Source organism: Kribbella sp. NPDC003557 (genome assembly GCF_040610805.1).
Lineage (GTDB): Bacteria > Actinomycetota > Actinomycetes > Propionibacteriales > Kribbellaceae > Kribbella.
Genome location: NZ_JBEXMY010000007.1, coordinates 357061 through 377777, shown reverse-complemented (window position 1 = coordinate 377777; position 20717 = coordinate 357061). Strand labels below are relative to the sequence as shown.

General features: G+C 70.7%; 21 protein-coding genes and 1 tRNA gene. 12 read left to right on the top strand and 10 right to left on the bottom strand.

Annotated features, from left to right (window positions below):
• Nucleotides 1-80 precede the first annotated feature (80 nt).
• The 3 genes from ABZW60_RS30120 to ABZW60_RS30110 are packed head-to-tail and all read left to right on the top strand — an operon-like array spanning nucleotide 81 to nucleotide 3620.
• Nucleotides 81-1385 carry an amino acid deaminase gene (locus ABZW60_RS30120; RefSeq protein WP_355482498.1) on the top strand — a complete coding sequence of 435 codons (1305 nt, stop codon included), beginning with the start codon at nucleotides 81-83 and terminating at the stop codon, nucleotides 1383-1385.
• 1 nt (nucleotide 1386) lies between these two features.
• A complete protein-coding gene (locus ABZW60_RS30115) occupies nucleotides 1387-2976 on the top strand; it encodes a D-aminoacylase (RefSeq protein ID WP_355482496.1) in 1590 nt (529 codons plus the stop codon).
• An 11-nt stretch (nucleotides 2977-2987) separates the two neighbouring features.
• Nucleotides 2988-3620 (top strand): bifunctional 4-hydroxy-2-oxoglutarate aldolase/2-dehydro-3-deoxy-phosphogluconate aldolase, encoded by a 633-nt coding sequence (locus ABZW60_RS30110; RefSeq protein ID WP_355482494.1) that lies wholly within the window; start codon nucleotides 2988-2990, stop codon nucleotides 3618-3620.
• A gap of 1 nt (nucleotide 3621) precedes the next feature.
• Here the strand turns inward: ABZW60_RS30110 and ABZW60_RS30105 are convergent, their stop codons facing one another.
• From ABZW60_RS30105 to ABZW60_RS30095, 3 genes are read right to left on the bottom strand one after another with little or no spacing between them, the layout of a single operon-like run.
• Nucleotides 3622-4311 carry a hypothetical protein gene (locus tag ABZW60_RS30105; protein ID WP_355482492.1) on the bottom strand — a complete coding sequence of 230 codons (690 nt, stop codon included), beginning with the start codon at nucleotides 4309-4311 and terminating at the stop codon, nucleotides 3622-3624.
• Nucleotides 4311-4955, bottom strand: coding sequence for a response regulator transcription factor (locus ABZW60_RS30100; protein ID WP_355483007.1), 645 nt, complete (start codon nucleotides 4953-4955; stop codon nucleotides 4311-4313). The genes ABZW60_RS30105 and ABZW60_RS30100 overlap by 1 nt, the downstream gene beginning before the upstream one ends.
• A gap of 25 nt (nucleotides 4956-4980) precedes the next feature.
• The gene (locus ABZW60_RS30095; RefSeq protein ID WP_355482490.1) at nucleotides 4981-6258 is read right to left on the bottom strand and encodes a sensor histidine kinase; all 1278 of its coding nucleotides are present in this window, start codon (nucleotides 6256-6258) and stop codon (nucleotides 4981-4983) included.
• A gap of 166 nt (nucleotides 6259-6424) precedes the next feature.
• Here ABZW60_RS30095 and ABZW60_RS30090 point away from each other — a divergent pair, with 166 nt between their 5' ends.
• On the top strand, nucleotides 6425-6940 hold the full coding sequence (locus tag ABZW60_RS30090; RefSeq protein WP_355482488.1) for a hypothetical protein: 516 nt from the start codon (nucleotides 6425-6427) through the stop codon (nucleotides 6938-6940).
• On the opposite strand, the gene ABZW60_RS30085 is transcribed toward ABZW60_RS30090, so the two are convergent.
• The gene (locus ABZW60_RS30085) at nucleotides 6930-8048 is read right to left on the bottom strand and encodes a hypothetical protein (protein WP_355482486.1); all 1119 of its coding nucleotides are present in this window, start codon (nucleotides 8046-8048) and stop codon (nucleotides 6930-6932) included. The two genes, ABZW60_RS30090 and ABZW60_RS30085, sit on opposite strands and share 11 nt — an antisense overlap.
• A gap of 228 nt (nucleotides 8049-8276) precedes the next feature.
• Between ABZW60_RS30085 and ABZW60_RS30080 the strand changes: the two genes are divergently transcribed.
• A complete protein-coding gene (locus ABZW60_RS30080; protein ID WP_355482485.1) occupies nucleotides 8277-9320 on the top strand; it encodes an alpha-hydroxy acid oxidase in 1044 nt (347 codons plus the stop codon).
• Nucleotides 9317-10156: a formyltransferase family protein gene (locus ABZW60_RS30075; protein WP_355482483.1), complete on the top strand. Its 840-nt coding sequence runs from the start codon at nucleotides 9317-9319 to the stop codon at nucleotides 10154-10156. Before ABZW60_RS30080 ends, ABZW60_RS30075 begins: the two co-directional genes overlap by 4 nt.
• 135 nt (nucleotides 10157-10291) lie before the next feature.
• Here the strand turns inward: ABZW60_RS30075 and rplA are convergent, their stop codons facing one another.
• The 5 genes from rplA to ABZW60_RS30050 form a co-directional block, all read right to left on the bottom strand.
• Nucleotides 10292-11014 (bottom strand): 50S ribosomal protein L1, encoded by a 723-nt coding sequence (gene rplA, locus ABZW60_RS30070; RefSeq protein ID WP_355482481.1) that lies wholly within the window; start codon nucleotides 11012-11014, stop codon nucleotides 10292-10294.
• 76 nt (nucleotides 11015-11090) lie between these two features.
• Nucleotides 11091-11522 carry a 50S ribosomal protein L11 gene (rplK, locus tag ABZW60_RS30065; RefSeq protein WP_132319511.1) on the bottom strand — a complete coding sequence of 144 codons (432 nt, stop codon included), beginning with the start codon at nucleotides 11520-11522 and terminating at the stop codon, nucleotides 11091-11093.
• A gap of 12 nt (nucleotides 11523-11534) precedes the next feature.
• The gene (gene nusG / locus ABZW60_RS30060; RefSeq protein WP_355483005.1) at nucleotides 11535-12425 is read right to left on the bottom strand and encodes a transcription termination/antitermination protein NusG; all 891 of its coding nucleotides are present in this window, start codon (nucleotides 12423-12425) and stop codon (nucleotides 11535-11537) included.
• Between the two features lie 391 nt (nucleotides 12426-12816).
• Nucleotides 12817-13059, bottom strand: coding sequence for a preprotein translocase subunit SecE (gene secE, locus ABZW60_RS30055; RefSeq protein ID WP_130384685.1), 243 nt, complete (start codon nucleotides 13057-13059; stop codon nucleotides 12817-12819).
• 55 nt (nucleotides 13060-13114) lie between these two features.
• Nucleotides 13115-13187, bottom strand: a tRNA-Trp gene (locus tag ABZW60_RS30050).
• Nucleotides 13188-13466: 279 nt separating this feature from the next.
• Here ABZW60_RS30050 and ABZW60_RS30045 point away from each other — a divergent pair.
• From ABZW60_RS30045 to ABZW60_RS30030, 4 genes are all read left to right on the top strand, one after another.
• Nucleotides 13467-14660, top strand: a complete 1194-nt coding sequence (locus ABZW60_RS30045) for a pyridoxal phosphate-dependent aminotransferase (RefSeq protein ID WP_355482479.1) — start codon at nucleotides 13467-13469, stop codon at nucleotides 14658-14660.
• A gap of 45 nt (nucleotides 14661-14705) precedes the next feature.
• Nucleotides 14706-15740 carry an adenosine deaminase gene (locus tag ABZW60_RS30040; RefSeq protein ID WP_355482478.1) on the top strand — a complete coding sequence of 345 codons (1035 nt, stop codon included), beginning with the start codon at nucleotides 14706-14708 and terminating at the stop codon, nucleotides 15738-15740.
• Nucleotides 15707-16306: a histidine phosphatase family protein gene (locus ABZW60_RS30035; protein ID WP_355482476.1), complete on the top strand. Its 600-nt coding sequence runs from the start codon at nucleotides 15707-15709 to the stop codon at nucleotides 16304-16306. The genes ABZW60_RS30040 and ABZW60_RS30035 overlap by 34 nt, the downstream gene beginning before the upstream one ends.
• 63 nt (nucleotides 16307-16369) lie before the next feature.
• Nucleotides 16370-17740 (top strand): TrpB-like pyridoxal phosphate-dependent enzyme, encoded by a 1371-nt coding sequence (locus ABZW60_RS30030; protein ID WP_355482475.1) that lies wholly within the window; start codon nucleotides 16370-16372, stop codon nucleotides 17738-17740.
• A 66-nt stretch (nucleotides 17741-17806) separates the two neighbouring features.
• Here ABZW60_RS30030 and ABZW60_RS30025 read toward each other — a convergent pair whose 3' ends face one another.
• Complete coding sequence (locus ABZW60_RS30025; protein ID WP_355482473.1) at nucleotides 17807-18310, bottom strand: hypothetical protein; 504 nt, start codon at nucleotides 18308-18310, stop codon at nucleotides 17807-17809.
• 251 nt (nucleotides 18311-18561) lie between these two features.
• Here ABZW60_RS30025 and ABZW60_RS30020 point away from each other — a divergent pair, with 251 nt between their 5' ends.
• Together ABZW60_RS30020 and ABZW60_RS30015 are read left to right on the top strand one after the other, a co-directional pair.
• Nucleotides 18562-19908: a hypothetical protein gene (locus tag ABZW60_RS30020; RefSeq protein WP_355482471.1), complete on the top strand. Its 1347-nt coding sequence runs from the start codon at nucleotides 18562-18564 to the stop codon at nucleotides 19906-19908.
• The gene (locus ABZW60_RS30015; protein ID WP_355482469.1) at nucleotides 19905-20549 is read left to right on the top strand and encodes a 2'-5' RNA ligase family protein; all 645 of its coding nucleotides are present in this window, start codon (nucleotides 19905-19907) and stop codon (nucleotides 20547-20549) included. The genes ABZW60_RS30020 and ABZW60_RS30015 overlap by 4 nt, the downstream gene beginning before the upstream one ends.
• Nucleotides 20550-20717 lie beyond the last annotated feature (168 nt).

Genomic DNA, 20717 nt, shown 5'->3' with positions numbered 1-20717 from the left:
TCGGCCGCGATGCTACAACCGTCGAGTCAGAATACGCAATGAGCGTTGCGTATTCTGCAATCCCAACCCCAGGGGGTCAGATGCCTGCTTACGATGCCGACACCGTCGCCGCTCTCGCCGATCAGCAGGTGAGTTGGCAGGACAAGGCCCTGCCGCCCGCCTTCCGGGGCCGGACCGTCGCGGAGGTGCTGGCGGACCGGCCGCGGCTGTCCCAGCTCCCCACTCCGCTGATGACGCTGTCCGCGCCCGGCCTGCGGCACAACGTCGACACCCTCGCCACCTGGTGCGAACGCCATGGGGTCGAGCTCGCGCCGCACGGCAAGACCACGATGGCGCCGGCGCTCTGGGCGATGCAGCTGGACGCCGGCTCCTGGGCGATCACGCTGGCCAACGGGTTCCAGCTCGGCGTCGCCCGGGCGTACGGCGTGCAGCGCGTCCTGATCGCGAACGCGGTGATCTCGCCGCTGCAGCTGCGCTGGATCGCCGACGAGCTCGCGGCCGACCCGTCGTTCGAGGTGATGGTGTGGGCCGACTCGGTCCGCACGGTCGAGATCATGGAGGCGGCCCGCTCGGCGTACGTCGGCCCGGACGCACGGAAGCTCGACGTGATGGTCGAGGTCGGCGGGATCGGCGGGCGGACCGGCGCCCGGGATCTCGAGACCGCGCTGGCCGTCGGCCAGGCGATCGCCGACGCGCGGACACTGCGCCTCGTCGGCGTGGCCGGGTACGAGGGCGCGATCGGTCACGGCGTCGACGAGACCAACCTCGAGGAGGTGCGTGCGTACCTGCGGGAGCTGGCGACCGTTCACCACCGGCTCCGGCCGCTGTACGACGAGGACGTCGTGCCGATCGTCAGCGCGGGCGGCAGCCAGTACTTCGAGCAGGTCGCGAAGGTCCTCGCCGCGGAGGCCGGTGAGGGCGCCCGCGTGGTCCTCCGATCGGGCGCGTACATCACCCACGACGATGGGCTGTACCGGCGGGTGTCGCCGCTCGGCGAGCACCCGCGGACCGACGGCGAGCAGCTGGTCCCGGCGATGCACGGGTGGATGCGGATCACGTCGCAGCCCGAGCCGGGCCTGGCGATCTTCGACGGCGGACGGCGGGACTTCCCGTTCGACCAGGACTACCCCGAGCCGCAGCTGATCCGGCCGCGGTCGGACGGAGAGCCGATCCTGCCGGCCAAGGGCATGACAGTGACGAACCTCAACGACCAGCACGGCTACCTGCGGTTCGGTGACGAGCAGGACGTGGTGATCGGCGACGAGCTGCGGGTCGGGCTGTCCCATCCCTGCACGGCCTTCGACAAGTGGGGCCTGATCCCGGTCGTCGACGACCCGGACGCGGCGGATCCGGTGGTCGTCGACCTGGTCCGGACGTTCTTCTGACATGAGTGTGCTGATCACCGGGGCACTGGTCGTCGACGGCTCGGGCGCCCCCGGGTACCACGCCGACGTCGCGGTCGACGCCGGCCGGATCGTCGCCATCGGCAACGACCTGCCGGCCGCGCACCGGACGATCGACGCGGACGGGCTGGTGCTGTCGCCCGGCTTCATCGACATGCACTCGCACTCGGACCTGCAGATCCTGGTCAACCCCGACCACACCGCGAAGGTCAGTCAGGGCGTGACGCTCGAGGTGCTCGGTCAGGACGGCCTGTCGTTCGCGCCGATCGACGACCCGACGCGGGCCGTGGTCCGCCGCCAGATCGCCGGCTGGAACGGGGAGCCGGACGACTTCGACTTCTCCTGGTCGACGGTCGCCGGGTACCTCGACCGGCTCGACCAGGGCATCGCGTGCAACGCGGCGTACCTGGTGCCGCAGGGCACGCTGCGGATGATGGTCGTCGGGACCTCCAACCGCCCGGCGACCGGTGACGAGCTCGCGCGGATGCGGCAGCTGCTCGCCGACGGGCTGCGCGAAGGCGCGGTCGGGATGAGCAGCGGGCTGACGTACACGCCCGGCATGTTCGCGAGCACGGACGAGCTGGTCGCGCTGTGCGAGGTCCTTGCCGCGTACGGCGGCTACTACGCGCCGCACCAGCGCTCGTACGGCAAGGGCGCGCTGGAGGCGTACGGCGAGATGGTCGAGGTGGCACGCCGCGCCGGCTGCGCGCTGCACCTGACCCACGCGGTGATGAACTTCGCCCCGAACGCGGGCCGCGGCGCCGAGCTGATCACGATGATCGACAAGGCCCTGGCCTCCGGCGTCGACGTCACGACCGACACCTATCCGTACCTGCCGGGGGCGACCACCCTGGCCGCGATCCTGCCGAGCTGGACGGCCGAGGGCGGGCCGGACGCGCTGCTCGCGCGGCTGCGCGATCCGTCCGCCCGGGAACGCATCACGTATGACCTCGAGCAGATCGGGTCCGACGGCTGTCACGGCTGCGTCGTCGAGTGGGACACGATCGAGATCGGCGGCGTCCGCAATCCCGCGCTGTCCGGCGCGGTCGGCCACACCGTCGCGACCCTCGCGCAACGCACCGGGAAGCCGGCCGCGGACGTCTTCTTCGAGATCCTACTGGCCGACGACCTGGCCACGTCGATCCTGCAGCACGTCGGCCACGAGGAGAACGTGCGCGCGATCATGCAGCACCCGTCGCACACCGGCGGCTCGGACGGGATCCTGGTCGGCGGGAAGCCGCATCCGCGGTCGTGGGGCACGTTCCCCCGCTACCTCGCCCACTACGTCCGCGAGCTGGGCGTTCTCGACCTCGCCGACTGCGTCCACCACCTCACCGGCCGCCCCGCCCGCCGGCTCCGGCTCCCCGACCGCGGCCTGGTCCGCGAGGGGTACGCCGCCGACCTGGTCCTGTTCGACCCGGTCACCGTGCGGGACGCCGCCACCTTCCCCGAACCCCGCCGGCAGGCCGAAGGCATCCCGTACGTGTTCGTCAACGGCGTATCGGTCATCGACGACTCCCACCGAACCGCCGCGGTCCCCGGCCGCGCGATCCGCCGTACTCCCGCCGTCTGAGAGGAACCTTTGTGAACACCTTGGAGCTGCTCCGCGCCGATCGGGTCCTGACCGTCGTGCGGGCCCCGGAGATCTCCGACGCCCGCGACCTGTGCGCCGCGCTGGTTGCCGGCGGCATCCACGTCGTCGAGCTCACCTACACCACGCCGGACCTGCCCCGGCACCTGGAGCGCGCCGCCTCGACGGCCGCCGAGACCGGCGCGGTCGTCGGCGCCGGCACGGTGCAGACCGCCGACCAGGCCACCCAGGCGATCGACGCCGGCGCCCAGTTCCTCGTCACGCCCGGCCAGGGCCCCGAGGCCGCCGCGATCGCCGACGCCGCGCGGACCGCGGGCATCCCGGTCGTGCTCGGCGCCTTCACGCCGTCCGAGGTGATGACCGCGCTGGCCCTGGGTTCGGCCGCGGTGAAGATCTTCCCGGCGCACGCGCTGGGCCCGAAGTACTTCAAGGACCTGAACGGCCCGTTCCCCGGCGTACCGCTGATCCCGTCCGGTGGTGTCAACGCGACCAACGCCCACGATTTCCTCGCGGCCGGCGCCCTGGCCGTCAGCGCCGGCACCGACGTCGTCTCCCCCGCCGACGTGGCCGCCGCCAACTGGCAGTCCATCACCACGAAGGCCAAAACCTTCTGCGCCGCTCTCTGAGCTACTGCACCGTGATGCTGCCGTAGTTGGTGCGGAGGTAGAGCTGGTGGGTGGCTGACTGGTCGTTCGGGACGCTGAGGTCCGTCGAGCCCTGGGCGGCGACCGCGTCGATCCCGTACGGCACCGTGCGCGGGACCTGGACCGTGATGGACCCGTCGTTCGCGGTCGCCCGGACCCGATCCGGCGGATTGTCGAAGACGAGCGTGATCGAGCCGCCCCGGACGTCGACCGAGACGTCGGGGCTGCGGACGCGCGCGAGGTTCACCGAGCCGCCGCGCGCATCGAGCGTCAGCCGTGACGCCACTCCGGTGACGTCGAGCGACGCCTGATCGACCTTCGCCTGCACGGCGGCCTCGGCCGGTACCTCCACCGTCAGGTCCACGTGGCAGTGGACATCGGGACATCGGGCCCCGACCGTCAGCACGCCGGCGACCGGCGCGACCGTGAGGTCCGGCTTCGCCTTCGCGTACGACCCGCTGACGGTGACGTGGACCTTCCCGTCCACGCTCGCCTGCACCTGCGTCGGCACATCGGCGGTGATCCGCACACCCTGCGCCGCCGCGAACTCCGACGAGTAGCTGTAGCCCAGCTTTCCCCGGATCGTCCCGATCGTCACGGCCGCGCCGCCCACCACCAGCGCGAGCACCGGCACCAGCCCGACGATCAGCATCCTCCGCTGTGCCGGCGTCATCAGGTCCCCAGGAACTTCAGGACGGCGAGCACGCGGCGGTGCTCGCCGTCGGCCGGTGACAGCTCGAGCTTGAGAAAGATGCTGCTGATGTGTTTCTCCACCGCGCCTTCGCCGACGACCAGCGCCTGCGCGATCCCGGCGTTCGACCGGCCCTCCGCCATCGCCCGGAGAACGTCCTGTTCCCGCGGGCTCAGCACCGCCAGCGGGTCCACCCGCCGCGACCGCACCAGGAGCTGCGAGATCACCTCGGGGTCGAGCGCCGCCCCACCGCCCGCGACCCGGCGCAACGCGTCGACGAACTGGTCCACGTCCGCCACCCGGTCCTTCAGCAGGTACCCGACCCCGTCCGGGTTCCCACCGATCAGCTCACTCGCATAGCGCTCCTCGACGTACTGCGACAGCACCAGCACGCCGATCTGCGGGAACTGGTCCCGGATCACCAACGCCGCCCGCAATCCTTCGTCGGTGAACGTCGGTGGCATCCGTACGTCGACCACGCAGACGTCGGGCCGATGCGCCGCCACGGCCTTGAGCAACGCGTCACCGTCGCCGACCGCCGCCACGACGACGCAGCCCTGCTCCTCCAGCAACCGCACAATGCCCTCGCGCAACAGCACCGAGTCCTCAGCGATCACTACCCGCATGCGGTCGGTCTCCCCCTCAGTCTCGTCAGTCACAGGGCAGCTCCGCGATCAGGACGGTGCCACCACCAGGCGGGCTCTTCACTGTCAGTCGTCCGTCCACACCGGCCGCCCGATCGCTCAGTCCACGCAGGCCGGTACCCCGGGCCGGGTCCGCGCCGCCGCGCCCGTCGTCTCGTACCTCGACCCGCAGCACGTCACCGTCCCGCGTCACCCGGACCTCCACCTGCGCGGCCTCCGCGTGCTTCGCCACGTTGGCCAGCGCCTCGGTCACCACGAAGTACGCGATCGACTCGACCGTCAGCGACGGCCGGGGATCCACGTCGACACCCAACCGGACCGGCACCGGCGATCGGGTCGCGACCGCGGACAGCGCCGCGTCCAGCCCGCGATCGGTCAGTACCGGCGGATGCAGGCCCCGGGTCAGGTCACGGATCTCGGCGATCGCCTGCATCGCCTCCGCGTGTGCCTCCTCGATCAGCGACCGCACCGTCGGCTCCTTGTCCCCGAGCCGGTTCTTGGCCCGGCCGAGGATCATCGCCAGCGACACCAGCCGCTGCTGCGCCCCGTCGTGCAGGTCCCGCTCCATCCGGCGCCGCTCGGCCTCGACCGAGTCGACCACCTGCTGCCGACTCGTCACGAGCCGGCTGACGCGCTCCGCGAGTGCACCGGTCTCCGACCGTCCGAGCAGGGACCGCGCCAGCTCTCCGTCCAGGGCCGACGCCGCCCGGATCAGCACCGGCGACACGACCACGAGGAACAACGCACCGATCGCCGCGACCAGCGACGCCTTCGTCATGGTGTCGATCACGAACGGCCCGAGCTGCGCCTGCGAGGCGGCGAACGCCGAGTAGTACAGCGGCAGCGCGACCAGCACCGGCGGGACCGACCAGGCGACCACGATCGCCGGGATCCAGACCATTGCCAGCAGCAACAGCACCGCGTAGTACAGCAGCTGCCGCCACAAGCCGATGTCCGCCAGCGCCGCCCGGGCGTCGCCGATCCGGGATCCGGTCGGGGACGGCGGCACCAGCGGCAGGATCTCCTGGTCGCGGGTGATCCGCGCCCGGGCCCGCTCCCACCCGGCCACCGCGTAGACGAACCGGTTCGCGGCGACGGTCAGCGGAATGCCGACGTACGCCAGCGGCCAGGCGAGGACCACGACCACGACCGCGAGCAGCACGAGCAGTCCGGACGTGAGCACGACGACCGCGTCGCCGAGCAGGTGAATGGTTGCCAACCACAAATACGGCGAGCGCCAGAGCCGCCAGGGCGTCCGGGGAACCGGACTCGCAGCAACCGTCATCCGGACCACCTCCCCGTGTCAGCGCCTGCTTGCCGACACAACTTACGTCCTCGGCCGGACCGGGCGGCATGCGGACAACCCACGAACCGGGCCGGGGGTTATCCCCACCCCTGTTCGTGGGCTGGCCGCACTGTGCCGCGCGGCCGGAACGCGGATTCTCGAAGGCATGACGACGACAGCGATCAGCCGCCCCGGCGACCTCGGCCGGGCCATCGACGGACGGCTCGGGGACGCGATCGACGACCGCGTGGCCGACGCGCTCGAGGACTACATCGCCGAGGGCCGGCTGGACGGCCGGATCCGCGCGCGCCGCTCACCCGGCGGCCTGGCCGCGCTGGTCGCGGCCGGAGTCGCGGCCGTGTTGCTGCCCTGGTGCCTGATTCTCGCGGCCACGCTGCCGAGCACCTACCAGGCGAGCCACTGGAAGCTCACCTGGATCGGGCTCGACTGCGGCACCGCGATCGCCGCCGGCCTCACGGCGTACCTGCTGCACCAACGCAGCAGATACGCCGCTCTGACCGCGATGGCCGCCGGGACGCTGCTGGCGGCCGACGCCTGGTTCGACGTGAGTACTGCGGCCGCCGGCTTCGACCGCACACTCTCGCTGACCGAAGCGCTCCTCCTCGAACTGCCCCTGGCCGTCTGCGCCTTCGTGGTCGCCGCCCGCGAACTCAGACGATGAGCTCCAGGACCGGCCCCTCGTGCAAGGCGCGGTAGACCTTGTCCCGCAAGACATTGGCCTCCGCGTCGGTGAGCGTGCGATCCACCGGGCGAAGGACCAGCCGGACCAGGAGATTGCGTTGCCCCGGCGTCATCCGGAGCCGCTGACGGGCACTCGCCGGCAAGTCGTCGTACGACGTTTCGCCGAGCACCTCCAACGACTCCGCGGCATCGGCATCCGCGCCGAGCGCCGCGCGCACCTTGTCGCCGAGCACCTCCGCCGACACGTCCGCGCCCTCGCCCACCACGACGGACAGGTCGCGACGGACCGGCGGCATCGACGAGACCGCCTTGTACGGCGTGAGGTCCAGCATCTGACCCGCCACCCGCGGATCCGTCGAGCGGAGCAGCCGGATGTCCCGGATCCCCTTGCGGAGCATGAGCAGCCGGTCCAGGCCCGGGCCCATCGCCAGTCCGGTCCAGCGCTCGTCCAGTCCGGCCCGGCGCAGGACGTGCGGCGCCGCGACCCCGCACTCACCGATCTCGATCCACTGGTCGTCCAGCAGGACGTCGATCTGGCGGCCGTGGATCGTGTACGGGTGGACCGCCGGCACGGTGCGGTAGGTCTGCCCGGGCAGGACGGTGTCGACCAGCCGGGCGATCATGTCCTCCAGCTCCGGCTCCCCGAGCGTCACATTGCGGCTGAGCCGCCACAGGTCGAGCTGATGCGGCGTACCCGTGTGCTGCCAGTCGACGGAGTCCCGGCGGTAGCAGATGCCGGCACAGATCATCAGCACGTCGGACGACTCCGACGCGGCGAGCTCCCGCAGCGCGGGCGGGATCATCGCCGACGTGTGACTTCGCAGGACCTCGTCGTCCGACACGTAGCGCGTGTAGCGAGCCTCGCGGGTCACGGCGCCGGCGGCGTACCCGAGATTGTCGTAGTTGTCGGCCAGCGAAACGGCGGGATGATCGCGACGGGTCCAGATCTCGGTGTACGGCCAGGCCGCGGCGAGTGCCGCGCGGATCGAGTCGACGACGAGCTGGACGGCGTGCGGGCCCTGGGCCGGATCGGTGAGATCGCGCAGCGCGAGGGCAGAGTGCAGTTCTTCAGCGGTGAGGACGGACATGGGTTTCTCTCCAGGATGACGGTCTCGACGGGGGGTCCACCCCGGTCGGCCGCGGTCACCTCAGGAGAGAGCGCAGCAGCAGCTCACCCCGTCGGCACCGTCGTGCCGGCCGGGGCGCAGAAATCGCCGCCCGTACTGCGTCATACCCTCCACTGTACCGGCCGGCTCCCAGCCGCACCGCCGGATTTCGCGCCGGCCGCGGAACTCCCGGGTGCGACGATGGGCCGCATGCGATGGATCGACACCCTCGAAGGCGCGGCCGCCGAGACGTTGCCGGAGCCCGTGCACCGCTACTTCCGGCAGGGCTCGGCCGGCGGGGTCAGTGCCGGCGAGGCCACCGCCGCCTGGTCGTCGTACCGGTTCCGTCCGCATGTGCTGAACGACGTGTCCACCGTCACCCTCGGTACGACGGTGCTCGGCACCCCGGTCGACGCACCGATCCTGGTCGCGCCGTCGACGATGCAGCGGATGGCCGACCCGGACGGCGAGGTCGCGATGGCGCGCGGCGTCAGCGCGGCGGGGTCGGTCCTCGGCGTCTCCAGCAACGCCGGCACGACGTTCGCCGAGCTCGGTGCGACGGGCGTTCCGTGGTGGCTGCAGATCTACGTCGTGCGCAACCGGGAGATCACGCTGCGGATGCTCGACGCCGCGGTCGCGGCCGGGGCGCGCGCGGTCGTCCTCACCGTCGACACCCCGGTCGTCGGGCGCAAGGAGGACGAGGGCGAGACCGTCTGGGACCTCGCGCGACCCGGCCACCTGCTGGCCAACCTGCCCGACGGCGACTGGACCGACGACGACCTCGCGAAGGCCGACGATCTGAATCCCGACGTGATCGGCTGGCTCGCGGAGCGCACCGGCCTGCCCGTCGTGGTGAAGGGCGTGCTCCGCGGCGACGACGCGAAGCGCTGTGCGGACGCGGGCGCCGCCGGCATCATCGTCTCGAACCACGGCGGGCGTCAGCTCGACGGTTCCGTTCCCACCGCGCAGGCGCTGCCCGAGGTGGCCGAAGCCGTCGCCGGAAGCAGCCTCGAGGTGTACGTCGACGGCGGCATCCGCCGGGGCGAACACATCCTCGCCGCCCTCGCGCTCGGCGCCCGCGCGGTCTTCGTCGGCCGCCCCGCGCTGTGGGCGCTCACGGTCGGCTCGTCCGGCGGCGTCACCCGGCTGCTGAGCGACCTCGCCGAAGAGCTCGACCACACACTGCGGCTGGTCGGCGTCTCGGCGCCGTCGTCGCTGACACCGGACCTCGTCACGTCGGCAGGGTCGAGATGAGCCTGCGCATCGTCGGCTTGAACGCGTTCCTGCCCGGGTTCCGGCTGGTCCACGAGTTCGCGGAGCGGAACGGGCACGAGCTCGCGCTGGTCGTGACGCTGCCGGACACCAGCAGGTACGGCGCCTCCGACCCGATGGTTGCCGGGCTGCCGGACAGCGTCGACGTACTGATCACCCGCAAGCTCCGGGCGGTCGCCGCACCGGTCATCGCCGCACTGCGGCCCGACGTGATCATCTCGGCCGCGTTCCCCCGGCTGATCCCGGGCGAGATCCTCGAGATCCCGAAGTACGGCGCGATCAACTGCCACCCGTCGCCGCTGCCGGCCGGGCGCGGGCCGACACCGCAGCGGCTGATCTACGAAGGTGACGAGCGGGTCGGCGCCACGGTGCACCGGACCGCCCCCGAGTTCGACACCGGCGCGATCCTCGCCCAGCGCGTCGCCCCGCTGCCCGACGACCTGAACGGCACCGGGCTGATGCAGTCCTGGCGCACGCTGCTCAGCGCCTGCCTCGACGAGGCCGTACCGCGCCTCGTCGCCGGCGAGCCCGGCGACGCGCAGGACCCTGCCGCCGCATCGGAAGCCCCCTTCTTCACCGACGCCGAACGCCTCCTCGACCTCACGGAGCCGTCCCGGGTGATCCGCCGGAAGGCCGCCGCCCTCAACGTCACCGCCCCAACAGCCCTGTGCGAGCTGGATGGCGCCACCCACCGGATCATCCGCACAGACCCTGTCGACGCGACCACCTCAGCCAAGCCAGGCACCGTCCTCGAGCACCACGCCGACGGCTGGACAGTGCAAACCGCCGACACTCCCCTCCGCCTCACCCGCGGCTGACCTGCCTAGCAGCCCCGCGGCCTGCGGCTCCCCGCCGGTTGCTCCCACGTTGCCCCGCGGCTGACGCGGGCCTGACGGAAACGCAGGAAGCCCCCGGAGAGATCCGGGGGCTTCCTGGTGATGAGGGGGTGAGGCTCAGGCCTCGGCCGACTCCTCGGTGAGGTTGCGGCTCAGGTTGGGGTCAACCTGGACGCCCGGCCCCATCGTGGTCGAGAAGACCGTCTTCTTGATGTAGCGGCCCTTCGAGCTGGCCGGCTTCAGCCGGAGGATCTCCTCGAGCGCGGCGCTGTAGTTCTCCACCAGCTGGGCCTCGTCGAACGACGCCTTGCCGATGATGAAGTGCAGGTTCGCGTGCCGGTCGACCCGGAACTCGATCTTGCCGCCCTTGATGTCGGACACGGCCTTGGTCACGTCCGGCGTGACGGTTCCGGTCTTCGGGTTCGGCATCAGACCACGCGGGCCGAGGACGCGACCGAGGCGGCCGACCTTGCCCATCAGATCCGGGGTGGCGACGACGGCGTCGAAGTCCAGCCAGCCGTCGGTCACCTTCTTGATCATGTCGTCGTCACCGACGAAGTCGGCGCCGGCGGCCTTCGCCTGCTCGGCCTTCTCACCGGTGGCGAAGACGAGGACCCGTGCCGTCTTGCCGGTGCCGTGCGGAAGGTTGACGGTGCCGCGCACCATCTGGTCGGCCTTGCGGGGGTCGACCCCGAGACGCATCGCGACGTCCACGGTGGAGTTGAACTTCTTGCCGCCGGCCGCGTCCTTGGCCAGCCGGATCGCCTCCAGCGGCGTGTACAGGTGATCGAAGTCGATCTTCTCCGCGGCGGCGCGGTAAGCCTTGCTGCGCTGTGCCATTACTGATGTTCCTCTCTGGGGTGTGGTCTCCGGGCGGCGCTTCGCCCTGCCACTACTACGTGAAAAGTGGTACCGGTCAGCCGTCGACGGTGACGCCCATGGAGCGCGCCGTACCCTCGATGATCTTCATCGCCGCGTCGATGTCGCGGGCGTTCAGGTCCGGCATCTTGGTGGTGGCGATCTCGCGGACCTGGTCCTTGGTGATCTTGCCGACCTTGTCCCGCTGCGGGACGGCCGAACCCTTCTGCAGACCGGCGGCCTTCTTGATCATCTCCGGCGCCGGCGGCGTCTTGGTGATGAAGGTGAAGGAGCGGTCTTCGTAGATGGTGATCTCGACCGGCACGACGTTGCCGCGCATGGACTCCGTCTGGGCGTTGTACGCCTTGCAGAACTCCATGATGTTGACGCCGTGCGGACCGAGCGCGGTACCGACCGGCGGTGCCGGCGTCGCGGCACCGGCCTGGAGCTGCACCTTGACCAGGGCAGCGATCTTCTTCTTGGGAGGCATTCTGTCGGGTCCTTAGACTTTCTGGATCTGGTTGAAGCTGAGTTCCACCGGGGTCTCCCGGCCGAAGATCTCAACCAGGGCCTTGATCCGCTGGGCCTCGGCGTTGATCTCCGTGACTGTGGCGTGCAGGGTCGCGAACGGCCCGTCGACCACCATGACCGAGTCCCCGACACCGAAGTCGGCGACCTCGACCTTCTTCTTGGCCGCGGTCTTGGCGGGTGCGGCGCCGGCTTCGGCTGCCGCTGCCTCGGCCGCCGCCACGACGGCCGGAGCGAGCATCTTCTCCACCTCTTCGAGGCTGAGCGGGACCGGCTTCTGGCTGTTCCCGACGAAGCCGGTCACCGACGGCGTGTGCCGCACGGTCGACCAGGACTCGTCGGTCAGGTCCATCCGGACCAGCACGTAGCCCGGGAGCACCGTGCGCTTCACCATCCGGCGCTGCCCGTTCTTGATCTCGGCGACCTCCTCGGTCGGCACGATGATCTCGAAGATGTAGTCCTCCATGTTCAGGGAGTTGATCCGGTTCTCCAGGTTGCCCTTGACCCGGTTCTCCATCCCTGAGTACGTGTGCACGACGTACCAGTCGCCGATCTGCGAGCGCAGCCGGCTGCGCAGCTCCTCGAGCGGGTCGCCCGGCTCCTCGGGCTCCGCCTCCTCGGCGTCCTCGTCCGCGTCGGCGTCGTCCTCGGCCGCGGCGGCGGCTACCGCCAGCGCCTCGACGTCCGCGTCGTCGTCGGACTCGTCCGCCTCGTCGTCGCCGGAGTCCTCGTCGTCGTCCTCGTCGTCGCTGGAGAAGACGACCTCGTCGGCGGCGGCCGGCACCTCGGCGGTGCTCAGCGGCGCGGTCTCCGCGGTCTCGTCGGCCAGCTCCTCGGCGGCGTCCTCGACGTCGTCGGCGGTCACGACCTCGGTGACCTCGGACTCGTCGGCCGCCGGGACCACCACGACCGGCTCGTCGTCGGACTCGTCGTCGTCCGCCCGCGGCGTCTCGTACTCGTCGTCGGCGGAGTACTCGTCGTCGTCCTCGTCGTCCGCGTCCTCGTCGTCATCGTCGTCGAGGTCCGCGAACGGGTCGTCGTCATCGTCGTCGTCACCGAAGAGGTCGTCGTCGGTGGCGTTCTCGTCGAAATCGAGGTCGTCGTCGGAGTCGGATACGTCGAACTCGTCCTCCAGGTCGAGGACCTCGTCGTCGCGCTCGGACACGTCGTACTCCGTCATCTGTGGATCGGGTCTTGTGCTGCTTCGGGTCGGGCCGGGAGCCCGGGACCTACGGTCGGGATCGTGATGGGCGGCCTCAGCCGAAGATCTTGAACATCGCCCAGCCGAAGGCGAGGTCGAGGACCGAGACGATCGCGATGACGAACACCACGAAGGTCAGGACGACCACGAAGTAGGTGGAGAGCTGCTTGCGGGTCGGCCAGACGACCTTGCGGAGCTCGGCGACCACCTGGCGGTAGAAGCGCAGCAGGCCCCTGCCCTGCTTGCCTTCCGCAGGCTTGCCGGCGCCGGACGGTGCCGGGGTGCGCGTCTCCGTCACGACCTACCTCTTTCGCTAGCGGCGGCCTGACCGGCCCTGCGCCGGTCAGGATTTGCAGGGCACGAGGGACTTGAACCCCCAACCTTCGGTTTTGGAGACCGATGCTCTGCCAGTTGAGCTAGTGCCCTCTGCAATCCATCCGGACGCCGCGTCGGACCTGATCTCGGGCATGCCGGATCAGGGCCACCAACGCCCGGACCTAGAGAAGTGTACGGGGTCGGAGCCACCTGGTCGAACTCAGCCTCGACCTGGTCCTTTCCCGCACGACCACCCATCGGGCGCCGCACCGCGGTCAGAACCATACAGCCTCCAGATGGTCCCAACGCACAGCACCCCCGGCGCGTTCCCCGGCCCACCCCGTGAAACCCGGGCGCGACGCCGGACGGCGTGGTGCCAGGATGGGCCGTATGGGTTCCAGGATCTCGGCGCGGATCGGCGCCATCAGTGAATCGGCGACGCTGGCGGTCGACAGCAAGGCGAAGGCGCTCAAGGCGGCCGGGCGCCCGGTGATCGGCTTCGGCGCCGGTGAGCCGGACTTCCCGACGCCCGACTACATCGTCGAGGCCGCGGTCGCTGCCGCGCGGGATCCGAAGAACCACCGGTACAGCCCGGCCGGCGGCCTGCCGGAGCTCAAGCAGGCGATCGTCGACAAGACCAGGCGGGACTCCGGCTACGAGATCGAGGCCTCCCAGGTCCTGGTCACCAACGGCGGCAAGCACGCGGTCTACAACGCGTTCGCCACCCTGCTCGACCCGGGTGACGAGGTGCTGCTGCCGGCGCCGTACTGGACGACGTACCCGGAGGCGATCCGGCTGGCCGGCGGCGTACCGGTCGAGGTGCTCGCCGACGACTCGCAGAACTACTGCGTCACCGTCGAGCAGCTCGAGGCCGCCCGGACCGAGCGGACCAAGGTCCTGCTGCTCTGCTCGCCGAGCAACCCGACCGGCGCGGTCGACACCCCGGAGGCGATCGAGGCGATCGGCCGCTGGGCGCTCGAGCACGACCTGTGGGTGATCACCGACGAGATCTACGAGCACCTGACGTACGGCGACGTCCGCGCGACCTCGGTCCCGGTCGCCGTCCCGGAGCTCGCGGACAGGACGGTCGTGCTGAACGGCGTCGCGAAGACCTACGCGATGACCGGCTGGCGGGTCGGCTGGATGATCGGGCCGAAGGACGTGATCAAGGCCGCGACCAACCTGCAGTCGCACCAGACGTCGAACGTCTGCAACGTCGCCCAGCGGGCCGCGCTCGCGGCGGTGTCGGGCGACCTGAGCGCGGTCGACGAGATGAAGGTCGCCTTCGACCGGCGGCGGCGGACCATGGTCCGGATGCTTAACGAGATCCCTGGCGTCGAGTGCCCGGAGCCGACCGGCGCGTTCTACGCGTACCCGTCGGTCAAGGGCGTGCTCGGCAAGGAGATCAACGGCCGGACCCCGACGACGTCGGCCGAGCTGGCCGACCTGATCCTCGACGAGGTCGAGGTGGCGGTCGTGCCGGGTGAGGCGTTCGGCGCGCCCGGGTACCTGCGGCTGTCCTACGCGCTCGGCGACGACGACCTGGCCGAGGGCCTCGGCCGGATCGCGAAACTGCTGGGCTGACCAGCGGATTTCGCCGGTCGGGTAGGGCCTCGGTAACCTTCGGTAATGACGCAGCGGGATCTGCGGGTGCTGCCGAAAACACACCTGCATCTGCACTTCTCCGGGTCGATGCGGCACCTGACGCTGGTCGAGCTGGCGGACAAGCACGGCGTGCGGCTGCCGGACGCGCTGCGGACCGACTGGCCGCCGGAGCTGTCGGCGGCCGACGAGCGCGGCTGGTTCCGCTTCCAGCGGCTGTACGACATCGCGCGCTCGGTGCTGCGGACCGAGGACGACGTCCGGCGCCTGGTCCGTGAGGCGGCCGAGGACGACCGGGCGGACGGCTCGCGCTGGCTGGAGATCCAGGTCGACCCGTCCGGGTACGCGAACCGCTTCCACGGGATCACCGAGTTCACCGACCTGGTGCTGGACGCCGCCCGCGACGCGGCCGCGTCGACCGGGATCGCCGTGCAGGTCGTCATCGCCGCCAACCGGACGCGGCACCCGCTCGACGCCCGCACACTGGCCCGGCTGGCCACGCAGTACGTCGGGCGTGGCGTGGTCGGGTTCGGCCTGTCGAACGACGAGCGGCGCGGGACGACGTCGGAGTTCGAGCCGGCCTTCCGCATCGCGCGGAGCGCCGGGCTGCTCGCGGCGCCGCACGGTGGCGAGCTGTGCGGTCCGGCCACCGTGCGCACCTGCCTGGACGAGCTCGGCGCGGGCCGGATCGGCCACGGCGTCCGCTCCGTCGAGGACCCGGACCTGCTGAAGCGCATCGTCGACGCGCAGATCGCCCTCGAGGTCTGCCCCGCGTCCAACGTCTCGCTCGGCGTCTACCGCCGGCCCGAGGACGTCCCCCTCCGCGAGCTGTACGAGGCCGGCGCCCGCATCGCGCTCGGCGCCGACGACCCGCTCCTCTTCGGCTCCCGCCTCGCCGAGCAGTACGAGACCGCACGCGCCGTCCACGGCTTCACCGACGCCGAACTGGCCGACCTGGCCCGCGGCTCGGTCCTCGCCTCCACCGCCCCGCCCGAGGTCCAGAAGTCCCTCCTCACCGAGATCGACGAATGGCTCGGAGCCCCGGCCGCGATCCCGGTCTGACCTACCTGGCCCGCCACGGCCAGACCGAGTGGAACGTGACAGGCCGCCGTCAAGGCCGGCTCGACTCACCCCTCACACCGCTCGGCGTCGAACAGGCCCGCCGGAACGCGCTTCTCCTGACCGGCGAAGGCATCGATGCCGTCTTCACCAGCCCGCTCGGACGGGCACGGACGACGGCGTCGATCCTCGCCGCGCAGCTCGGGCTCGACGTCCGCGTCGTCGACGATCTGGCGGAGATCGACCACGGGTCGTGGTCGGGGCTCGGGCCCGCGGAAATCGATACGCGATGGCCGGGGCAACGGGAGGTGCGGGAGCGACAGAAGTACACCTACCGGTTTCCGGGCGGTGAGAGCTACGCGGACGGTGAGGTGCGCGCGGCGCGCGTCCTGGAGGAGATCGGGCGGAGCGGCGTCCGGCGGCCGTTGCTGGTGTCGCACGAGATGATCGGGCGGATGCTGTTACGCCGGCTGGGTGTACCGGACGCGCTCGGTAGCCGACAGCCGTCGGAAGTGGTCTATCGCGTGGCCGCGGACGGCATGGCCGAACGGTTGTCGAGTTCCGGATAAGTGCTGGTTGCGTTCCGGTTCAGGTCATTGTCCGGGCGTCGGCACAGGCCTAACTTTGCGTGCATGACGCCGACGAAGATCCTGCTGCCGGAAGACGAGCTCCCGACGCGTTGGTACAACGTGCTTCACGACCTGCCGACGCCTCCCCCACCGGTGCTGCATCCGGGCACGGGGCAACCGATCGGGCCGGACGATCTCGCGCCGCTGTTCCCGATGGACCTGATCCTGCAAGAGGTCTCCCAGGAGCAGTATGTCGACATCCCCGGCGAGGTGCTCGACGTCTACCGGCTGTGGCGACCCAGCCCGCTGTATCGCGCGCATCGCCTGGAGAAGGCGCTCGACACCCCGGCCCGGATCTACTACAAGTACGAAGGCGTCTCGCCGGCCGGATCGCACAAGCCGAACACAGCGGTCCCCCAGGCGTACTACAACGCCAAGTCCGGCGTCCGGAAGCTCACCACCGAGACCGGCGCGGGCCAATGGGGGACGGCGCTCGCCTTCGCCTGCGCGCAGTTCGGGCTGGAGTGCGAGGTCTGGCAGGTGCGCGCGTCGTACGACCAGAAGCCGTACCGGCGGACGATGATGCAGGTCTTCGGCGCCACCGTGCATCCGAGCCCGTCGGAGCTGACCGAGGCCGGGCGGAAGATCCTCGCCGGTGACCCGGACTCCACCGGCTCGCTCGGGATCGCGATCAGCGAGGCGGTCGAGGCCGCCGTGCAGGATCCCGAGGTGCACTACGCGCTCGGCTCGGTGCTGAACCACGTGCTGATGCACCAGACCGTGATCGGCGAGGAGGCGCTGATGCAGCTCGCGATGGTCGGCGAGACCGCCGACCTGATCGTCGGCTGCACGGGCGGCGGGTCGAACTTCGGCGGTCTGGCGTTCCCGTTCCTGCGGGAGAAATGGGCCGGCCGGATGTCGCCGGTGGTGCGCGCGGTCGAGCCGGCGGCCTGCCCGTCACTCACCCAGGGCACGTATGCGTACGACTTCGGCGACACCATCGGGATGACGCCGCTGATGAAGATGCACACCCTCGGCCACGACTTCGTCCCCGACCCGATCCACGCCGGTGGCCTGCGCTACCACGGCATGAGCCCGTTGATCAGCCACCTCTACGAGACCGGCGAGATCGAGGCCGTCGCGAAGCCGCAGTCCGAGTGCTTCGCGGCCGGGGTCCAGTTCGCCCGGACCGAAGGCATCGTGCCGGCGCCCGAGCCGACCCACGCGCTGGCGGCCGCGATCGAGGAAGCCCAGCGCTGTAAGGAATCCGGCGAGGAGAAGGTCATCCTCACCGCGCTCTGCGGCCACGGCCACCTCGACCTGGCGGCGTACGACGCCTATCTGTCCGACGCCATGACCGACCGCAGCTGGGAGGACGCCGACATCCAGTCAGCCGTCGCCGAAGCCCTGACGCGGCTGCCCGCCGTCAACTGACGACCACGCACCCTGCCAAGCACGCACCTGCCAACATCTGCCAACCGCACCTGCTGACCGCCGGCCTCAGCGGCCCCCGCGCTTCCACCAAGGCTTGGGCCGCTTGGCCACCGCGGTGAGCCAGTCCTCCGGGATGGCCCAACCGCGGGAGGTCAGCGCGTCGAAGTACTCCGCCTTCAGGCTGTCCGGGAGCCAGTAGGTCGCCTTGTGGCTGCCGGACGCCTCGAAGTACGTCGTGCGTCGGCGAAGGCTCCACACCGTGGCCTGGCTCGAACTGTAGGCCAGCCGAACGTAGTCCCACCGCGCCTGCTCGTCGTCCATGTCGAAGTCGCGCTCGACGACCCGCCTCTTGCTCCGCGGCTCCTGCTCGATGTCCTCGATCAGGTTCTGCACCAGCGCGCGGTCGTCGGTCAGCTCCTCCGGCAACCGCAGCCCCACCGGATCCAGCACCACCGCCCCCAACCGCGGCCGCGCCACCTCCAGGAACACCTCGAGCAGCGCGAACGCTTCCTCCACCCGCCCGAACCGATCCAGCTCGGCGCGCAGCGTCGTCACGGCTTCCTCGGGCACCCAGCCACTCTAGAGGGGTCGATCGGGAGGGGCTGCCCCTATCTGCCCCGAGATGCCCCGCATCCTCACGCTCAGCAACCGCCACTGCAGCCCCGAAACACCACCGATTCACCCGTCACCCGTCATCCACCACAGCTCAGAACCCCTTTTTTCCCAGGGATCCGGGGCAGATCGGGGCAGCGTGGGGCAGATAGTCCACAAGCCCTGATTTCGCGGTCGCAGAGGGTGTTCAGCGCCTTACAGTTACCGCCATGTCAGGGCCGAACGAGATCCTCCGCGAGGCGCGGGAACGCACACCATCACGACGCGCACCGGGCGAGCACATGTCCCGCAGTGAGCTTGCCGACGCCATCTGCGCGTGGCTGTGGAGCACCACCGAGATCAAGTACGACCTCGACGGGCACTACATCGCCAAGCTCGAACGCGGCGCGGTCCGCTGGCCGGGCGCGGCGTACCGCTCCGGCCTGCGGCACGTGCTCGGCGTCTCCTCGGACAGCGAGCTCGGATTCTTCCCGCCGGCCGGCGTCACCCTCAACGAGACCGAGCCGACGCCCCCGTCGTCGATGGTCGGCCACGACGACGACCTGGTGAACGCGGGCGACGAGTCGATCGCGCTGCTGTCGTTCGCCGAGGAGTCGAATGTCGGTGACCTCACCGTCGAGCAACTGCACGCCGACATCGAGCGGATCGCGCAGTCGTACCTCCGGACGCCGGTCAGGCCGTTGTTCGCCAAGAGCCGGGCGATCCGCGACCGCGCGTTCGCGCTGCTGGCCGGCAACCAGGCGCCGCGCCAGTCCCGCGACCTGTACGCCGCTGCCGGCTGGGCGATCACCCTGCTCGCCTGGATGTCGGTCGACCTCGGCCGCCCGGACATCGCCGAGGGGCATACCCGGACGGCGTGGGCCTGCGCCGAGGCCGCGGACCACGACGTACTGCGGGGCTGGATCCGCGCCACGCAGCACACCGCCGCGTACTGGCAGGAGGACTTCGCGCGCGCTGCGGCGTACGCCGAGGACGGCCTGCGGTACAACGCCGGCACCGCACGGCTGTTCCTCGCCAGCGCGGCCTCCGTCGACCTCGCCCGCATCGGCCGCACCGACAAAGCCCGGGAGCTCCTCGACGTCGCCCGCACACTCGTCGTCCGCCCCGCCGAATCCGAGCCGGGCGGAGTCCTGCTCTGCACGCCGGAACGCGCCGAAGGTCTGTGGGCGAACACGCATCTGGCGTTCGGCGACGTCCAACGAACCTCGGACCACGCCGACCACAGCGTCGCCCTCTTCGAAGCCGTTCCGTACGCGCTGCGCAACGCGGGCTCCGAACGCATGGCCCGCTTGCAGCAGGCGAAGGCCCGCCTGCTCCTCGACGAACTCGACGGTGCGATCGAGGCCGTCGAGCCGGTGCTGCAGGTCCCGCCGGAGTACCGCGTTCGCCCGTTGATCCAGCGCGCCGCCGAGGTCGCGGCCCTGACCACGCCGTACGCGCGGAGCCCGAAGGGGCGGATGCTGCGCGACCGGATCGCCGAATTCACCCAACGGACAGGGCTCCCGGCCCGTCCGGAATCCCCGGACCGACGACTCGTGCTCGAGGAGCAGCGATGATCAGCGAGGTCCGTGATCACTGGGACTGGCGGCCGAACTGGCGTCCCGGGAGGTCCTTCTACACCTGGCACGTCATCTTCCCGGACGACGCCGTACTGATCGACCTGCACGATGCGTACCAGCGGCTGGTCGGTTCGCTGCCCGGGATCACGCCGGTGCCGGTCCAATGGCTGCATCTCGCGCTGCAGGGGATCGGGTTCGTCGACAAGGTCCCGCAGGCGGACCTCGGCCCGATCGTCGAGGCGGCCCAACGCCGGCTCGAATACTTCCGCCCGTTCGAGATCAAGCTCGGCCCCGCGGTCGTCGACGTCGAGAGCCTGCAACTCCCGGTCACCCCCGTCGACCGCCTCCGCCGCCTCCGCGCCCAGCTCCGCGCCGCCGTCACCGACGTCTGGGGCCGCGACTCCGTCCCCACCCTCCCCGAACTCAACCCCCACATCTCCCTCGGCTACTGGAACCACACAGCCCCCGCCGCACCCCTCCGCCAACGCGTCAACGCCCTCCCCGGCAGCACCGCCACCACCCACCTGACCCAGGTAAGCCTCCTGACCCTCACCGGCGACCACCACCACTACGAGTGGACCACCCACACCACCCTCGCCCTAGGCGCCCGCACTCAGCAGCCAGAAGCCAACCCATGAAGCCAACGCCTGCCCGCCGCCCCAACCGCTCACGCTCTCCCCCACTCCCACACCTGCGCGACCGCCCACGCCCACTTCACCTCAAGGCCTACGTAACCCGGACAGGAGCGAACCGATGGATCCCCCGACGCCTGCCCGGCGATCTGACCTCCCCGATCGTTCGAGACC

What these genes read in the sequence shown, in the direction of transcription:
- ABZW60_RS30120 (WP_355482498.1), top strand. Translation starts at nt 81, where the DNA reads ATGCCTGCTTACGATGCCGACACCGTCGCCGCTCTCGCCGATCAGCAG.
- ABZW60_RS30115 (WP_355482496.1), top strand. Translation starts at nt 1,387, where the DNA reads ATGAGTGTGCTGATCACCGGGGCACTGGTCGTCGACGGCTCGGGCGCC.
- ABZW60_RS30105 (WP_355482492.1), bottom strand. Translation starts at nt 4,311, where the DNA reads ATGACGCCGGCACAGCGGAGGATGCTGATCGTCGGGCTGGTGCCGGTG.
- ABZW60_RS30100 (WP_355483007.1), bottom strand. Translation starts at nt 4,955, where the DNA reads ATGCGGGTAGTGATCGCTGAGGACTCGGTGCTGTTGCGCGAGGGCATT.
- ABZW60_RS30095 (WP_355482490.1), bottom strand. Translation starts at nt 6,258, where the DNA reads ATGACGGTTGCTGCGAGTCCGGTTCCCCGGACGCCCTGGCGGCTCTGG.
- ABZW60_RS30090 (WP_355482488.1), top strand. Translation starts at nt 6,425, where the DNA reads ATGACGACGACAGCGATCAGCCGCCCCGGCGACCTCGGCCGGGCCATC.
- ABZW60_RS30085 (WP_355482486.1), bottom strand. Translation starts at nt 8,048, where the DNA reads ATGTCCGTCCTCACCGCTGAAGAACTGCACTCTGCCCTCGCGCTGCGC.
- ABZW60_RS30080 (WP_355482485.1), top strand. Translation starts at nt 8,277, where the DNA reads ATGCGATGGATCGACACCCTCGAAGGCGCGGCCGCCGAGACGTTGCCG.
- ABZW60_RS30075 (WP_355482483.1), top strand. Translation starts at nt 9,317, where the DNA reads ATGAGCCTGCGCATCGTCGGCTTGAACGCGTTCCTGCCCGGGTTCCGG.
- rplA (WP_355482481.1), bottom strand. Translation starts at nt 11,014, where the DNA reads ATGGCACAGCGCAGCAAGGCTTACCGCGCCGCCGCGGAGAAGATCGAC.
- rplK (WP_132319511.1), bottom strand. Translation starts at nt 11,522, where the DNA reads ATGCCTCCCAAGAAGAAGATCGCTGCCCTGGTCAAGGTGCAGCTCCAG.
- ABZW60_RS30045 (WP_355482479.1), top strand. Translation starts at nt 13,467, where the DNA reads ATGGGTTCCAGGATCTCGGCGCGGATCGGCGCCATCAGTGAATCGGCG.
- ABZW60_RS30040 (WP_355482478.1), top strand. Translation starts at nt 14,706, where the DNA reads ATGACGCAGCGGGATCTGCGGGTGCTGCCGAAAACACACCTGCATCTG.
- ABZW60_RS30035 (WP_355482476.1), top strand. Translation starts at nt 15,707, where the DNA reads ATGGCTCGGAGCCCCGGCCGCGATCCCGGTCTGACCTACCTGGCCCGC.
- ABZW60_RS30030 (WP_355482475.1), top strand. Translation starts at nt 16,370, where the DNA reads ATGACGCCGACGAAGATCCTGCTGCCGGAAGACGAGCTCCCGACGCGT.
- ABZW60_RS30020 (WP_355482471.1), top strand. Translation starts at nt 18,562, where the DNA reads ATGTCAGGGCCGAACGAGATCCTCCGCGAGGCGCGGGAACGCACACCA.
- ABZW60_RS30015 (WP_355482469.1), top strand. Translation starts at nt 19,905, where the DNA reads ATGATCAGCGAGGTCCGTGATCACTGGGACTGGCGGCCGAACTGGCGT.